This window comes from Pseudomonas sp. AM14(2022) (genome assembly GCF_036346455.1).
In the GTDB taxonomy this organism is placed as follows: domain Bacteria; phylum Pseudomonadota; class Gammaproteobacteria; order Pseudomonadales; family Pseudomonadaceae; genus Aquipseudomonas; species Aquipseudomonas putida_A.
This window is the reverse complement of the sequence record NZ_JAOTNY010000023.1, coordinates 25,885-41,108: the sequence shown is the minus strand read 5'-3', so window position 1 is coordinate 41,108 and position 15,224 is coordinate 25,885. Positions and strand designations below refer to the sequence as shown.

Below are 15,224 nucleotides of genomic sequence, written 5' to 3'. Positions count from 1 at the left end.
ACTGACCCGACGCCTTCGCGAGCAAGCCCGCTCCCACAGAGGGTCACATTGTTTTCAGGATCGCGGATTGTAGGAGTGAGCCTGCTCGCGATAGCGGTCGATCATTCAACAATTATGTTGGCTGACCCACCGATATCGCGAGCAGGCTCACTCCTACGATGCATCGCGGTGATTCTCAGGACGGCGAGATCAAACTCTGCCGACAATCCAGCACCAGTTTTGCACCGCCCAGCTCACTGCTGCCCACCTCAAGATTGAAGCCATGCAGGCTGACAATCGCCGCGACAATCGATAGACCCAGGCCAAAGCCACTCTGCGGTTGCCCGCCCTCGGCCCGATAGAAACGCTGAAACACCGCCTCACGCTCGGCTTCGGGAATCCCCGGTCCGGAGTCGTGGACTTCAATCCGCGTATGCCCACCGTCATTCACACCACGCAAAATCACCGTGCCGCCTGCCGGAGTGAACTTGATCGAGTTGCTCAACAGATTGGCCAGCGCCTCGAACAACAACGCCCGGTCGCCATTGAGCGGTGGCAGGGTTTCCGGCATGTTCAGCACGAACAGCAGCTCGCCTTCCTCGGCCAGCGGCAGGTAAAACTCATGCAGTTCTTCGAGCAATTGCACCGGATCGAGCTCGACAAAACCTGAGCGCCGCTGACGGTCTTCCAGCTCGGAAATCCGCAGCAACCCACGGAACCGCGCCATCAGCGTATCGGCCTCGGCCAGCACCAGATCCAGTTGCGCCGCTTCCTGCGAACCCTCACCGGCCTGCTGTTGCATGCGATACAACTGCGCGCGCAAACGCGTCAGCGGCGTGCGCAAATCGTGGGCGATGTTGTCGCACACGCCTTTGACTTCATGCATCAGCCGTTCGATGCGATCGAGCATGGCGTTGACGATGGCGGCGAGCATGTCCAGTTCGTCGCGGCGGTTGGACAGCGGCAAACGGTGGGTCAGGTCGCCAGCGACAATCGCCTGGGCGCTGTCCTGAATCGCGCGGATGCGGCGCATTGGTCGGCGGCGCAGCAGATGCCAACCGGCAATCCCCGGCAGAATCGTCAGTGATACCCCCCAGAACAACGCGTGCAGAATGATCCGCGTCACGGCGAACAACGAACCGTTATCGCGCAACAACACCAGCCAGCGACCGTCGCGGGTCTGGGTTGCCACCGCGTCGCAGCTGTCGGCGGGCAGGGTCGGGTCATCGGAATCGGCGCAGTCATCCAGGGTGTGGATCTTGCCATCCAGCGGCAGGCCTTCGGGCAATTGCTGCAAGGCACCGCCGAGGTAAACGCCCTGGGCGTCGAACAGGCCATAGGCGTCGATGCCGCGGATGTCAAAGGTCATGCTGGCGGCGAGCGCTTCTTCCAGTTGTTCACCGCGAAAGTGCGAAAACAGATGCTGACGTTGCATCAGCGAATGCTTGGCAAGGTTATCGAGGTAGCTGGAGACCTCGAAATACATGACCCCCATGAGGATCGCGCTCCAGGCCACGAACAGTGAACTGTACAGCGCCAGCAAGCGGCTGCTGGAGGAGCGCCAGCCGTCAGACGGGTTCGGCAATGACATAACCCGAGCCCCGTACCGTGCGAATCAGCGGAACATTGCCCGTCGCGTCGATCTTCTTGCGCAGACGACCGATGTGTACGTCGATCAAGTTGGTGCCCGGGTCGAAGTGATAGCCCCAGACTTCTTCGAAAATCATCATCCGCGACAGGATCTGCCCGCTGTTGCGCATGAGAAATTCCAGCAGCTTGTATTCGGTGGGCAGCAGCGTCAGGACCTGCCCGGCGCGGCGTGCTTCGTGGCTGATCAAATCCAGTTCGAGGTCGGAGACCTGCAACGTGGTGGCCTGGGTGGCAACGCTGTTCTGGCGGCGCAGCAGCACTTCCACGCGTGCGGCCATCTCGTCGGTGGCGAACGGTTTGGTCAGGTAATCATCGCCGCCGGCGCGCAAGCCGCGCACGCGCTCATCGACATCGGAGAGGGCGCTGATCATCAGAATCGGCGTGGCCACGCCCATGGTGCGCAGAGTGGTGACGATCGCCAGGCCATCGAGTTCCGGCAGCATGCGGTCGAGGGTGATCAGGTCGTAGTTGCCGCTGACGGCGCGGTCGAGGCCTTCGCGGCCATTGTCGACCCAATCCACTTGCAGGCCGTGGCTGCTGAGTTCGGCGACGATTTCACGGGCAGTCACGGCGTCGTCTTCGATGGTCAAAATACGCGTCATAGGGCAGGCCTTGATCGGTTCAAACGGAATGGCTGCATTTTGCCAAGTATTTTGCGTCGCGCTTTAAATTAACTTTCATGTATAGCCTGTCACAAACGTCAATTCGGGGCGCTTCGCGGCGTTGGCGTCAATGCATAAAACCCGCTGCTTTCCGTCCATTGTTGCAAATTGCAATGAATGTAGAAGTTCAGTCTTTTTAAATCGTTGAAATTGAAAGATTTATTTCGTGCCCTCGACTGGCACGGTCGCTGCAATTCATCTCGTGACGAGTTGTAACACCATTTTTCATGCCTGGAGCACTACAACAATGAATAGATCCTCTGATGGGTTTTATCCTGCCTTCGAAGGAGAGTCGAGCAACGTGTCAGGCGTGTCCTGGGGCGCGATTTTCGCGGGCGCAGCGGCGGCCGCAGCACTGTCGATGATTTTAGTGCTGCTTGGCTTCGGTTTGGGATTCTCTGCCGTTTCACCTTGGGCCGGGGAGGGCATCAGCGCCAAGGGTCTGGGGATTTCGACGATTGTCTGGCTGGCGGCGACGCAAATCATCGCCTCCGGTCTGGGTGGCTACATCGCCGGTCGGCTGCGGGTGAAGTGGGCCAACATGCACGGGGATGAAGTGTATTTTCGTGATACTGCCCATGGCTTCCTCGCCTGGTGTGTGGCCACGCTGGTCACCGCAGTATTGGTAGTCGGCTCGGTCAGCAGTGTGATCAGTGGCGGTGTGCAGGCCGGTGCCAGTGTCGCCGGTGGCGCAGCGGCTGCCGCGACTCAGGCTGCCGGTAGCGCAGCGGCCAACACCGACAGCAATCAGTACGGTTACTACATCGACAATCTGTTCCGCGATGACCGTCCAGCATCGGTCAGTGATGATGCCGCCCATGGCGCCGTAGCGCGGATCTTCGCCCAGAGCCTGGCCAACGGCCAACTCAGCCCGGAAGACCGTACCTACCTCGCGCAACTGGTCGCACAACGAACCAATCTGAGTCAGGCCGACGCCGAGAAGCGTGTCGATGAAGTGTATGCCCGCACTCAGAAGGCCATCGCCGACGCCAAAGTCAAAGCCCAACAGGCTGCCGACACCGCTGCGAAAGTTGCTGCCTGGACCTCGCTGTGGATGTTCATCGCGTTGCTGGCCGGTGCGTTCTTCGCCAGTCTCGCAGCCACCTTCGGCGGTCGTCGCCGGGATGCGGTCGAGTACGTTGAAGTCGAGACCTACGCCACCACGACCACTCTGCCTCCAGTCCGTTAACAAGGAGAATCACCATGCGCTCTCTATTACTGTTTTTCCTCGGTGTGCCAATCCCGATCATCATCCTGATCGCCCTGTTCGTACACTGATTCCAATGCTCCATTGAGGCCCATGCCTCGGCCGCTTTCACTTCACGGTGAAAGCGGCTTTTTGCTTTCTGGCGTGCACCATTCGTCTTCTTCAACCGAATCGTTGAACAATCCGACCGCTTTCACTGGCCTGGATCAATATTCGCGTTTGTAACTTCCCCTAACGTAAATGTTCCAGGCCTTCGCTGAGGTTTGAACTACAGTGCTTCACGCGCACTTTGCTGCGCTGACGAAGTACCCGCGAGCCCGCCTGTAATCGAACAATTAAACGGGCCGCACGGTGTAGAGCAGCAAGGAGCTGACGCAATACCTTCCCCCTGAACCTTTTCACGGATGAACTTCGTAATGCACTGCCTAGAACGCACTTTCGATATCCAGCCCCTGACCCAGGCGGATATGACCGTCCACATCAATGGTCAACCGGTGACGGCGGCCATTGGCGAAACCGTCCTGAGCGTTATCCAGTCCCTTGGCGTGCGCCAGGTCGCACGCAACGACCATGGCCAGATCAGCGGCGCCTACTGCGGCATGGGTGTGTGCCAGTGCTGCCTGGTGAAGATCAACGGCCGCCACAAGCGCCGTGCCTGTCAGACCGTGGTGCGCGACGGCATGCAGATCGAAACCCAGGTCAACCGCATCAACGAGCAGGAGGTCGTATGAGCCTGCAACCGGTAATCGTCGGCGGTGGTCCGGCGGGGATGGCGGCGGCCATCGAACTTGCGCGTCATGGGGTGCGCTGCACCTTGCTCGAAGAGGCCTCGCGTCTTGGTGGCGTGGTCTATCGCGGGCCACTGCGCGACGGCGTGCAACTGGATTATCTGGGGCCGCGCTATTCCGAAGCCCTGAGCAAACTGCACGGTGATTTCCAGGAACAGTCCGGGTTGATCGACGTGCGCCTCAATCATCGTGTGGTCGGCGCCGAAGGCACCCGCGCGCTGGTGGTGCTCGACGGCGACGAGCAGCTGCACGAGATCGAATATCCGCAATTGCTGCTGGCCGCCGGCTGCCACGAACGCAGCGTGCCGTTCCCCGGCTGGACACTGCCGGGGGTGATCATGCTCGGCGGTCTGCAACTGCAAATCAAAAGTGGTGTGGTCAAGCCGCAGGGGCCGGTGGTCATCGCCGGTACCGGGCCGTTGCTGCCACTGGTTGCAACGCAGCTGCACGCGTCCGGCGTCAAGGTCGCGGGCGTGTACGAAGCCTGCGCCTTCGGCAAGATCGCCCGCGAAAGCCTGGCGTTGCTGAACAAGCCGCAGCTGTTCCTCGACGGTTTGAGCATGCTTGCTTACCTTAAACTGCACGGCATCCCGATGAACTACGGCTGGGGCGTGGTCGAAGCCCACGGCGACGGCGAGCTGAAAAGCGTCACCGTGGCACCTTACTCGGCCAGCTGGGAGCCGGACCTGACGCGCATCGAGCGCTTTGAAGCGCAGACCCTGGCGGTCGGTTACGGCTTCATTCCGCGCACCCAGCTCAGTCAGCAGATGGGCCTCGATCACTGTTTCAGCGACGACGGTTACCTGCGCGCCAATTCGAACAACTGGCAGCAAAGCAACGAGCCGCACGTGCATCTGGCCGGTGACATGGGCGGGATTCGCGGTGGTGAAGCGGCGATGCTCGCCGGCAAGATCGCCGCGACCTCGATCCTGCTGCAACGCGGGGTGATCGAAGAAGAGCTGGCGCGGGTTCGCCGCGATCGTTATCTGGGCAAACTCAAATCCATCGTGCGCTTCCGTGCGGCCGTCGACCGTTACACCGAACGCGGTGTCGGCCAGACCGCTTTGCCGGCCGCCGACACCGTGATCTGCCGCTGCGAACACGCCACCCGCGCGGACATCGATCTGGCGCTGGAGCAGGGCGTGCAAGACATCGCCAGCCTGAAGATGCGCACCCGCATCAGCATGGGCGATTGTCAGGGGCGGATGTGTGTCGGCTACTGCAGCGACCGTCTGCGTCAGGCCACCGGGCGCAAGGACGTCGGCTGGCTGCGTCCGCGTTTCCCGATTGATCCGATCCCTTTTTCCGCGTTCCAGTCCGTCGGCACGGAGGCCGCATCCCATGAGTAAGTTCTATGACGTGATCATCGCCGGCGGCGGCGTGATCGGGGCGTCCTGCGCCTATCAATTGTCCAAGCGCCAGGGCCTCAAGGTGGCGGTGATCGACGCCAAGCGCCCGGGCAACGCGACCCGCGCTTCGGCCGGAGGCTTGTGGGCCATCGGCGAGTCGGTGGGGCTGGGCTGCGGGGTGATTTTCTTCCGCATGATGTCGGCCAACCGCAAGCGCGAAACCCAGGGCGCGGCGGTCGCGGTGGACGCCAGCACGCCGCACATCCTGCCGGAGTCCTTCTTCGATTTCGCCTTGCAGTCCAATGCGCTGTACCCGGCGCTGCACCGCGAGCTGAAGGACAGGCACGGGATGGATTTCAAGTTCGAAAAGACCGGGCTGAAGTTCGTCATCTATGACGACGAAGACCGCCTCTACGCCGAGCACATCGTCAGTTGCATTCCGCATCTGGCCGATCAGGTACGCTGGCTCGATCAGGCGGCGCTGCGTGAAGCGGAACCGAGCGTCAGCCATGAGGCCCGTGGCGCGCTGGAGTTTCTTTGCGATCACCAGGTCAGCCCGTTCCGTCTCGCCGACGCCTACATGGAAGGCGCGCGGCAGAATGGCGTCGACATCTTCGTCAACACCAACGTCACCGGTGTGTTGCACCACGGCAGCCGCGTGACTGGCGTGCAGACGGCCGAGGAGGGCGTGTTCCACTGCAAGACCCTGATCAACGCCGCTGGTGCCTGGGCGGCGGACTTGAGTGAGTGGGCGACGGGGATTCGTATCCCGGTGAAACCGGTCAAGGGCCAGATTCTGCTGACCGAACGCATGCCGAAGATCCTCAACGGCTGCCTGACCACCAGCGACTGCTATGTGGCACAGAAGGACAACGGCGAAATCCTGATCGGCAGCACCACCGAAGACAAAGGCTTCGACGTCACCACCACCTACCCGGAAATCGCCGGACTGGTGCAGGGCGCGGTGCGCTGCCTGCCGGAACTCAAGGACGTCAACCTCAAGCGCACCTGGGCCGGATTGCGTCCGGGCTCGCCGGATGAGCTGCCGATCCTCGGGCCGATGCGTGGGGTGGAGGGTTACCTGAATGCCTGCGGACACTTCCGCACCGGTATCCTGACCTCGGCGATCACCGGGGTGCTGCTGGACAAACTGGTCAACCAGGAAGCGCTGCCGCTGGATATCACACCGTTCCTCGCGGATCGGTTTGAGGCGCCGCCGGTCAAGCAAGAACGTGAATTAGAGCTGGCCTGATCCAATCCCCTGTAGGAGCTGCCGCAGGCTGCGATCTTTTGATTTTGTTTTTTTAAGATCAAGGTCAAAAGATCGCAGCCTGCGGCAGCTCCTACAGAGGTCGAGTTTGCCGATCAATTGTGTAGGAGTGAGCCTGCTCGCGATGGCGGTGTGACTGATAGATTGCAATCGCGAGCAGGCTCACTCCTACAATTGGAATTGCGCTGAATTCAGACCTTGCGCGCTTCCTCTTCCAGTTGATCAGACTCGAACAACCGCGCCAGTTCCGCTCGGGCTTCCTGGGCGGTTTGCAGGACTTTGGCCGCGTCGTCGTAGACCGCGTGCTGGGCTTCCAGCACCTGTTCGTCATGGTGTTTGAAACGCTTGATCCGCGCATCGGCCTGGGCCTGGGTCAGACCGAGGCCGACCAGGGTGCGGCGGCTCATTTCCAGGCTGGAGTAATAGGTCTCGCGAATCGCTTCGGCACCGACATCCACCAGGCGGTGCACGTGCTGACGGTTACGCGCGCGGGCGATGATCTTCATGTGCGGATAGAGCTTGCGCACGATCTCGGCGGTCTTGATGTTGGTCTCCGGATCATCCGTGGCAATCACGAAATACTCCGCCTCGCCAACCTTCGCCGCATTGAGGATTTCCGGGCGCATCGGGTCGCCGTAGAACACCGGCACGCCGCCAAAACTGCGCGACAGTTCGATGGTTTCCACCGAGGTGTCCAGCGCCACGAACTTGATGTTCTGCGCCCGCAGAATCCGCGCCACGATCTGGCCCATCCGGCCCATGCCGGCAATCACCACGCGCGGTGCCTCGGTGTCGATTTCGCGGAATTTCTCCGGCACCTCCACCGGCTGCACTTTCGGGCTGACCAAACGTGCACAGATCAACAGCAGCAACGGCGTTAACGCCATCGACAAGGTGATGGTCAGCACCAGCAAGTCATACAGGCGCGGTTCGAACAGGCCCTGATCGCGCCCGATCTTGAACACCACAAAGGCAAATTCACCGCCGGCGGCGAGCACGATACCCAAGCGAATCGCACTGACTTTGGTCAGCCCACCGGCCAGGCGCCCGACCACAAACAGCAGCGGCAACTTCAAGCCGATCAGCAGCAGCGTCAGGCCCAGCACAGTGATCGGCGCACTCAGCAGCAGACTCAGGTTGGCGCCCATGCCGACGCTGATGAAAAACAGCCCGAGCAGCAGGCCTTTGAACGGCTCGATCTGCGCTTCCAGTTCATGGCGATATTCCGAATCCGCCAGCAGCAGGCCAGCGAGAAAAGCCCCGAGGGCCATCGACACGCCGACCAGATCCATCAGCCACGCCGTACCGATCACCACCAGCAATGCGGTGGCGGTGGAGACCTCCGGCAGACCGGTTTTCGCCACTACGCGAAATACCGGGCGTAGCAGATAACGTCCACCGACTACCACCACGGCGATCCCGCCGAGCACTTGCAAACCGTGGTTCAGGCTTTCCGCGTTGCTGCTGGCGTGGGCGCTGCCGGCGAGCATCGGCACCAGCGCGATCAACGGGATCGCGGCGATGTCCTGAAACAGCAGAATCGCAAACGCCAGCCGCCCATGCGGGCTGGTCAGTTCCTTGCGCTCGGCCAGGCTTTGCAGGCCGAATGCGGTGGACGACAGCGCCAGGCCAAGACCGAGCACGATCGCACTGTTCAGCGGCTGACCGAACACGTACAACGCCAGCACGCCGATCACTGCCGCCGTCAGCAGCACCTGCGCCAGACCTACGCCGAACACCGACTTGCGCATCACCCACAAGCGACGGGGTGACAGCTCAAGGCCGATGATGAACAACAGCAACACCACGCCCAGTTCGGAAATATGCGCAACGCTCTGCGGATTGCCGATCAGACCGAGCACCGACGGGCCGATGATCACCCCCGCCAACAGATAACCGAGCACCGCGCCCAGTTGCAGACGTTTGGCCAAGGGCACGGTGAGCACGGCTGCGAAGAGAAACACGACAGCGGCTTGTAACAGGTTGCCTTCATGGGGCATGGGTTGACTCCTGACAGCGGTACGGCGGGGGGTGACAAGGATAAGGGCTGCGCCGCTCGTCAATCCACCACAAAACCCTGTGGGAGCGGGCTTGCTCGCGAAAGCGCTGGTTCAGTCGATGTTGATGGCGACTGTGACACCGCATTCGCGAGCAAGCCCGCTCCCACAAGGGCAATATCATCAACTCTGTAATAAATTGCATCATTTGGTTACATTGATAGCCTTCGCGAATCAATCTTTTCGAGTCCGCCATGGCCATCAACTTCGACCTCAACGACCTGCAAGCCTTTCGCGCCGTGGTCGAACAGGGCAGTTTCCGCAAGGCTGCCGACACCGTGCGCCTGTCGCAACCGGCTCTGAGCCGACGCATCGAGAAGCTTGAAGACGCCCTCGGCGTAAAGCTGTTCGAGCGCACCACGCGCAAAGTCAGTCTGACCCAGGCCGGGCGTGGCTTCATGCCCAGCGTCGAGCGTTTGCTGGATGATCTGGACGTGGCGCTGCTGGGCATCAGTGAAGTCGCATCGACCCGACTCGGTCATGTCACCGTGGCTTGCGTACCCTCGGCGGCGTACTACTTCATGCCGCGGGTGGTCGCTCGCTATCACCAGCAGTTTCCGCGAATCAAGGTCAAAGTCCTCGACTCCAGCGCCCACGATGTGCTCAGCGCAGTGGTCAACGGCGAGGCGGATTTCGGTTTGAGTTTTCTGGGCACGCAGGATGCCAAAGTCGATTTCGAACCGCTTGTGCAGGAGTGCTATGTCGTCGCTTGCCGGCGCGATCACCCTTTGGCCGGACGCAGCAGCGTGACCTGGGACGAGTTCTATCAGCAGGATTACATCTCGCTGGACAAGACGTCCGGCAACCGTTTTCTGCTCGATCAGGCCTTGAGCAGCGTGGTGCCGCAGCGCCCGAGCATCTGCGAGACGCGGCATGTGACGACCATGATTGGTCTGGTGGAGGCGGGGCTTGGCGTGGCTGCGGTGCCGTTGATGGCGATGCCCGGGCCGGATCATCCGATCCTGACGCGGGTGCCGTTGACCGATCCGCAAGTGATGCGCAGTGTCGGCATCCTCAAGCGCCGGGGTCGCACGTTGACCCCGGCGGCATTGGAACTGGAGCGGCTGGTGGTGGAAATGAAAGTCCAGCCGCCAACGCTTAGCGCTTGACCGAATCCAGCCCGGTGGCTTGCACGTCAGCCTGGGCGGCAGGCGCGGCGAGGTAGTCGAGCAGGGCTTTGGCCTCTTTTGGATGCTGCGCGCCGACCGGGATGCCGGCGGCGAAGCGCGTCACCGACTGCACCGACTCCGGAATCTTGCCGACAAAACTCACCCCCGGCACCGGCAGCAATTCGCTGACTTGCTGGAAGCCCAGTTGATAATCGCCGGTGGCGACCACCGAGCCGACCGGGACTTTCGGGATCATCTTCGCTTTCGGTTTCAGTTGATCCTCGACACCGAGTTTGTTGAACAACTCCTTCTCGATGTACACGCCGCTGGCGCTGTCGGAGTAGGCCACCGATTTTGCGTCGAGCAGGGTTTTCTTCAGGCGTTCGACGCTGCTGATGTCCGGCTTCGGCGCGCCTTCACGCACCACCAGACCGATCCGTGAATCCGCCAGTTCGACCCGCGAGGCCGGGTCGACTTTGCCCTGTTTGATCAGGTCATCGAGGGCGTAGCCGACCATGATCACCACGTCGGCGTGCTCACCGCGAGCGAGGCGGTTGGGGATCGCTTCCGGCGCCTTGCCCATCGACGGACCGAGCTGGGTGTCGAGGGTGTTGCCGGTGGCGGCCGCGAATTTCGGGCCGAGGATTTTGTACGCGGCGGTGAAGCCGCCCGACGTCATCACATTCAGCTGTTCAGCATGGGCCAGGGCGCTGAAAGCGAAGAGGGCGATGGCGCTGAGATTGATCAGTTTTTTCAAGGTGATTGCTCCTTATGCGGCAACCGGTTGCAAACGGCCGCCTGCGCGGCGATAGAGGTACAACGTGGCGCACAACGCACACAGTGCGCCGACGCTCATCCAATAACCCGGCGCCGCTTTGTCGCCGGTGTACTGGATCAGGAAGGTCGACATCGCCGGGGTGAAACCGCCGAAAATCGCGGTCGCCAGGCTGTAGGCGAGGGAGAAACCGGCTACTCGCACTTCCACCGGCATGATCTCGGTCAGCGCCGGAATCATCGCGCCGTTGTACATGCCGTAGATGAACGACAGCCACAGCAGCGACAGCAACATATGGCTGAAGCTCGGCGCCTGCACCAGGTACGACAGCGCCGGATAGGTGGTGGCCAGTGCCAGCAGCGCCATGGCGATCAGCACCGGGCGCCGGCCGATACGGTCGGACAACATGCCGCCAATCGGCAGCCAGAAGAAGTTCGACACGCCGACCAGCAAGGTCACCAGCAACGCATCGGAAGTGCTCAGGTGCAGCACGGTCTTGCCGAAGGTCGGCGCGTACACGGTGATCAGGTAGAACGCGGTGGTGGTCAGCGCGACCATCAGCATGCCGCCGAGCACCACGCCCCAGTTCTGGCCAAGCGTGCGGAACACTTCTTTCATGCTCGGGCGGTGTTTGCGTGCGGCGAACTCTTCAGTTTCCGCCAGGTTACGCCGCAGGAAAAAGATGAAGGGCACGATCATGCAACCGACGAAAAACGGAATGCGCCAGCCCCAATCGGCAACCACGTCTGGCGCCATCCATGCGTTCAGCGCATAGCCCAAGGCTGCCGCGACGATGATCGCCACTTGCTGACTGGCCGACTGCCAGGCAGTGAAAAAGCCCTTGCGGCCAGGGGTGGCGATTTCCGACAAGTACACCGAAACACCGCCAAGTTCCGCACCGGCGGAGAAGCCTTGCAATAGCCGTCCGACCAGCACCAGCGCTGGCGCAAACAGACCGATGGTCTCGTATCCGGGCACCAGCACAATCAGGATCGTGCCGCTGGCCATGATCGACAGGGTGACGATCAACCCTTTGCGTCGACCGACGTCATCGATGTACGCACCCAGCACGATGGCACCCAGTGGACGCATCAGAAAGCCTGCGCCGAATACGGCAAAGGTCATCATCAGGGAAGCGAACTCACTGCTCGCCGGGAAGAACACCGCCGCGATCTGCGTGGCATAGAAGCCGAACAGAAAGAAGTCGAACTGTTCGAGGAAGTTGCCCGAGGTGACTCGGAAAATGGCGCCGGCCCGCGAGCCGCCGTGTGGGATTGAGGCTGTCATAGAAAAATCTCCACCGCTTTTATGACGTGCGCGACGTGGAAGCGGCGCACGGTTGTTATTGCGGCGGATGGTCGCGCAGCTGTAACAGGATGTTAATTGCATTGTTGGCATGGATTGATGCGCAAAGCGGATCAATCCCCTGAAACACCACTTCCTGTGGGAGCGAGCCTGCTCGCGAAAGCGGTGGTTCAGGTAATGAAGATGCTGCATGTACCGATGTCATCGCTGGCAAGCCAGCTCACACAGTTTTTGTGGTGTACCCGCTGTCCCTGCAACACCAAGCAAACCTGTGGGAGCTGACTTGCCAGCGATAGCGGCCTCACAGATAACTACAATCCCTGGCCAGTCCACGCAAAAACAAGGAATGATTCCAGTCCTCCGCAGTCGGAGTTCAGGTATTACACATCTGAAGGAGGTTCACCGATGAACAGCAAAACCCTAATCGCCAGCCTGGCCCTGGTCGCCGGCATTGCCGGGATCAGCCCACTTGTTCAAGCGGCGCAAACCTCAAGCGAACCCACGGTCCAGTCGCCGACCAGCGACCGCGAATTGAAGGTCAACGACCGGGCTCCAGACATTTATCAGCGCAGCGACAAAGCGTTGAAAAACTGGAAACAGAAAGGTTTGAAAGCCCCGGTCGATCAGGCGCAGTGGGTGCAGATCAATGACAAGTACGTGATGGTCATGATCACCAACGGCACTATCGTTGAGATGCAGCCTGTCGAGCGTTAAGTCCCCGGCTCAAAGCCCTGCGCATGCACTCGTGCAGGGCTTCCCACCTCAAAATCCTGCTGCGTCTGACCTCCTGCATCGCCAGATCCACAATCCGAGGAGTGATAGCGTTGCTCTGCGCAATCGGCTTGCCAATCACCGGCAATTCTGGGAAAACGGCCGCCATTTAAGCGATTGAGTGAATGTCATGACTGATGAACTGCAGGTAATCGATCTTCAGGTGGGCGAGGGCAAGGCTGCCGTCAAAGGTGCGCTGATCACCACTCATTACACAGGCTGGCTGGAAGACGGCAGCGAGTTTGATTCTTCCCACAGCCGAGGCAAACCTTTCCAGTGCGTGATTGGCACTGGCCGGGTGATCAAGGGTTGGGATCAGGGGCTGATGGGCATGCAAGTGGGGGGGAAGCGCAAACTGCTGGTGCCGGCGCATTTGGGCTACGGCGAGCGGACGATGGGCAAGATTCCGCCGCATTCGAATCTGGTGTTCGAGATTGAATTGTTGGAGGTTTTGACGCGGGAAGATTGAGGCGGATGTAGTAACGACATCGCCTCTTGGCCTAAGAATCCGAGCTGCCTTCAAGCCCAGTGCAGCGGTGCAGCCTGGGGGAAACAGATGTCTACTTCCAGTTTCGCTGCGGCCGACAGATTGACCAGCGCATCCAGAGAAAATTTGTCGATTTTCCCGTTGAGCACGTCATTGAGGCGTGGCTGAGTAATCCCCAAGCGCTTGGCGGCTTCCTTCTGGGGAAGCTCCCAGGTACGGATTGTCTCGCAAAGTGTGCGCATCAGTTTGGCCCGCAGGCGCATGTTGGCGGCGTCCTGCGGCGTGTCTTCCAGTGCGTCCCAGACGCTTGTAAAGCGCCTGGAATCGGGTGGGTGATTTTTCATGATTAGTTTCTCTTCCTGGGTTTGTTATTAGAAATCCGTTAGCGGAAAGGGCGCCTTCGCGAGCAGGCTCACTCCGACAGATGATTGCTGGCTCTTGGAATTCGAGTACACCGCCGATCCAATGCAGGAGCGCGCCTGCTCTGAAGAACGATGACGCGATTAATCAGGCAACCGTCGCGATCTCGCACAACGTTTCTGCCACCGTCCGTTCCAGTACAGGAAACCGGCATTTCACACGTTGCAGCGCTGGCAGCACAGCCTCCATTTCAAGCCCATCAAGTTTCCCTAAAGCGTTCACGGCCAAGGCCACAATTGTTTCCCGCTCGCTTTCAAACAACACCAGGCATGCGTTCTGCGCCCAGCGTCGATCCCGTTCGTTGAGGCCCATGGCGACTAATGCGGCGACGACGTGGGCATCTGTTTTATTGGTCATGTGAAATTCTCCTTTGCGCCGTTTTCCTTGTGGCGAGGGAGCTTGCTCCCGCTGGGTTGCGAAGCGACCCCAAGACCCATCGATTCGGCCCGGATCCGGATTCTCGTCTGCTGTGCAGTCGAGCGGGAGCAAGCTCCCTCGCCACAGGAACGCTTTTCAGTTTCCGATCGGGGGCTCGAGGTTGTCGAGGGCGCGGTTCACGGCGAGTTCGCCGAGCATGACTACTTGCTGGATGCCGAGCACGGTGTTGCGGTAGGGCGTGTCGAGCAGGCCGGCGAAGTCGCTGAGCATGATGCTGGCCGAGGCCATGGATTCGCAGGCGTGGGCCAGCAGTTCTTCGTTGTCCATGTTCGGGGCGACGACAAACATGTGGCTGGGTTTGCGCTCGGGTGTAGCCTGCGGTTTCAGGTAGTGATCGAGGGCGCGTTCGGCGGCTTCGTGGAGTTTTCTGGAATTGGGGTCGGAGTAGGGGGACGTTGATTCGGGGTCAGGTATTGCGTCCGCTTCAGGCGGATTTGGCGTCACTTTAAACATTTGCTGGGTAACCTCAATGAGGCTGACACGCACTTGCGACTAAACAATAGGTGGCAGCTGTACGCAGGTTAGTCGACCAGTACCCAAGCATTACCGGCGCGCCCGAAGGCGCCCTGCGCACAGCCGCCATTGAGCGCAGGCGTAGAGATGCCTGACTGAATAACAGCTTGCGAACTTGAGATAACACCGAGCGACTAAACCCGATCACTGATCATTCAGTGACGCGAGCCAAGTTACCGATGCCCCCCAAACCGCACAAGCCGGCGGATTCTGGCGTACTTGTAGGCAAAGGCGCAAGGCGATGTAGCCTTGTGGATGATGCCGAAATGATGCTGCGTTTTTCAGTCCGCCATCGCCAGCAGGCTGGCTCCTACAGGGGAATCTGCGTACGGCGCGGAACCCGAGCACCCCCCGGAAAAATGTAGGAGTGAGCCTGCTCGCGAAGGGGCCGGTACATTCAGCATCTTTGTTTCCAGGCACACCGCTATCGCGAGCAGGCTCACT

The 15,224-nt window shown here is 60.5% G+C and carries 15 protein-coding genes; 7 read left to right on the top strand and 8 right to left on the bottom strand.

What is annotated here, in order from left to right:
* Positions 1 to 175: 175 nt before the first annotated feature.
* The gene (locus tag V3W27_RS26660) at positions 176 to 1,570 is read right to left on the bottom strand and encodes a sensor histidine kinase (RefSeq protein ID WP_330207948.1); all 1,395 of its coding nucleotides are present in this window, start codon (positions 1,568 to 1,570) and stop codon (positions 176 to 178) included.
* On the bottom strand, positions 1,548 to 2,231 hold the full coding sequence (locus tag V3W27_RS26655) for a response regulator transcription factor (RefSeq protein WP_330207947.1): 684 nt from the start codon (positions 2,229 to 2,231) through the stop codon (positions 1,548 to 1,550). The genes V3W27_RS26660 and V3W27_RS26655 overlap by 23 nt, the downstream gene beginning before the upstream one ends.
* A 307-nt stretch (positions 2,232 to 2,538) precedes the next feature.
* Between V3W27_RS26655 and V3W27_RS26650 the strand changes: the two genes are divergently transcribed.
* The 4 genes from V3W27_RS26650 to hcnC all read left to right on the top strand — a co-directional run bounded on the left by V3W27_RS26650 (position 2,539) and on the right by hcnC (position 6,887).
* Positions 2,539 to 3,480, top strand: coding sequence for a hypothetical protein (locus V3W27_RS26650; RefSeq protein WP_027613238.1), 942 nt, complete (start codon positions 2,539 to 2,541; stop codon positions 3,478 to 3,480).
* Between the two features lie 434 nt (positions 3,481 to 3,914).
* Entirely contained in the window at positions 3,915 to 4,229 is a 315-nt protein-coding gene (hcnA, locus tag V3W27_RS26645) for a cyanide-forming glycine dehydrogenase subunit HcnA (protein ID WP_027613237.1), read from the top strand.
* Positions 4,226 to 5,635, top strand: coding sequence for a cyanide-forming glycine dehydrogenase subunit HcnB (gene hcnB / locus V3W27_RS26640; RefSeq protein ID WP_330207946.1), 1,410 nt, complete (start codon positions 4,226 to 4,228; stop codon positions 5,633 to 5,635). Before hcnA ends, hcnB begins: the two co-directional genes overlap by 4 nt.
* Positions 5,628 to 6,887, top strand: coding sequence for a cyanide-forming glycine dehydrogenase subunit HcnC (hcnC, locus tag V3W27_RS26635; protein ID WP_330207945.1), 1,260 nt, complete (start codon positions 5,628 to 5,630; stop codon positions 6,885 to 6,887). The genes hcnB and hcnC overlap by 8 nt, the downstream gene beginning before the upstream one ends.
* Before the next feature lie 209 nt (positions 6,888 to 7,096).
* Here hcnC and V3W27_RS26630 read toward each other — a convergent pair whose 3' ends face one another.
* Positions 7,097 to 8,905 carry a monovalent cation:proton antiporter-2 (CPA2) family protein gene (locus tag V3W27_RS26630; protein ID WP_096795893.1) on the bottom strand — a complete coding sequence of 603 codons (1,809 nt, stop codon included), beginning with the start codon at positions 8,903 to 8,905 and terminating at the stop codon, positions 7,097 to 7,099.
* 251 nt (positions 8,906 to 9,156) lie between these two features.
* Between V3W27_RS26630 and V3W27_RS26625 the strand changes: the two genes are divergently transcribed.
* On the top strand, positions 9,157 to 10,071 hold the full coding sequence (locus V3W27_RS26625) for a LysR family transcriptional regulator (RefSeq protein WP_097088034.1): 915 nt from the start codon (positions 9,157 to 9,159) through the stop codon (positions 10,069 to 10,071).
* Here the strand turns inward: V3W27_RS26625 and V3W27_RS26620 are convergent.
* On the bottom strand, positions 10,061 to 10,828 hold the full coding sequence (locus V3W27_RS26620) for a substrate-binding domain-containing protein (protein ID WP_330207944.1): 768 nt from the start codon (positions 10,826 to 10,828) through the stop codon (positions 10,061 to 10,063). The two genes, V3W27_RS26625 and V3W27_RS26620, sit on opposite strands and share 11 nt — an antisense overlap.
* A gap of 12 nt (positions 10,829 to 10,840) precedes the next feature.
* Positions 10,841 to 12,133 (bottom strand): MFS transporter, encoded by a 1,293-nt coding sequence (locus V3W27_RS26615; RefSeq protein WP_330207943.1) that lies wholly within the window; start codon positions 12,131 to 12,133, stop codon positions 10,841 to 10,843.
* 423 nt (positions 12,134 to 12,556) lie between these two features.
* On the opposite strand from V3W27_RS26615, the gene V3W27_RS26610 reads away from it, so the two are divergent.
* Entirely contained in the window at positions 12,557 to 12,865 is a 309-nt protein-coding gene (locus tag V3W27_RS26610) for an RcnB family protein (RefSeq protein ID WP_027613230.1), read from the top strand.
* 187 nt (positions 12,866 to 13,052) lie between these two features.
* Positions 13,053 to 13,391 carry an FKBP-type peptidyl-prolyl cis-trans isomerase gene (locus V3W27_RS26605; RefSeq protein WP_115990136.1) on the top strand — a complete coding sequence of 113 codons (339 nt, stop codon included), beginning with the start codon at positions 13,053 to 13,055 and terminating at the stop codon, positions 13,389 to 13,391.
* Positions 13,392 to 13,441: 50 nt separating this feature from the next.
* On the opposite strand, the gene V3W27_RS26600 is transcribed toward V3W27_RS26605, so the two are convergent.
* The 3 genes from V3W27_RS26600 to V3W27_RS26590 form a co-directional block, all read right to left on the bottom strand.
* Positions 13,442 to 13,753 carry a helix-turn-helix domain-containing protein gene (locus V3W27_RS26600; RefSeq protein ID WP_330207942.1) on the bottom strand — a complete coding sequence of 104 codons (312 nt, stop codon included), beginning with the start codon at positions 13,751 to 13,753 and terminating at the stop codon, positions 13,442 to 13,444.
* A gap of 163 nt (positions 13,754 to 13,916) precedes the next feature.
* Positions 13,917 to 14,186 (bottom strand): hypothetical protein, encoded by a 270-nt coding sequence (locus V3W27_RS26595; RefSeq protein WP_330207941.1) that lies wholly within the window; start codon positions 14,184 to 14,186, stop codon positions 13,917 to 13,919.
* 156 nt (positions 14,187 to 14,342) lie between these two features.
* A complete protein-coding gene (locus V3W27_RS26590; protein ID WP_330207940.1) occupies positions 14,343 to 14,720 on the bottom strand; it encodes a DUF6124 family protein in 378 nt (125 codons plus the stop codon).
* Positions 14,721 to 15,224 lie beyond the last annotated feature (504 nt).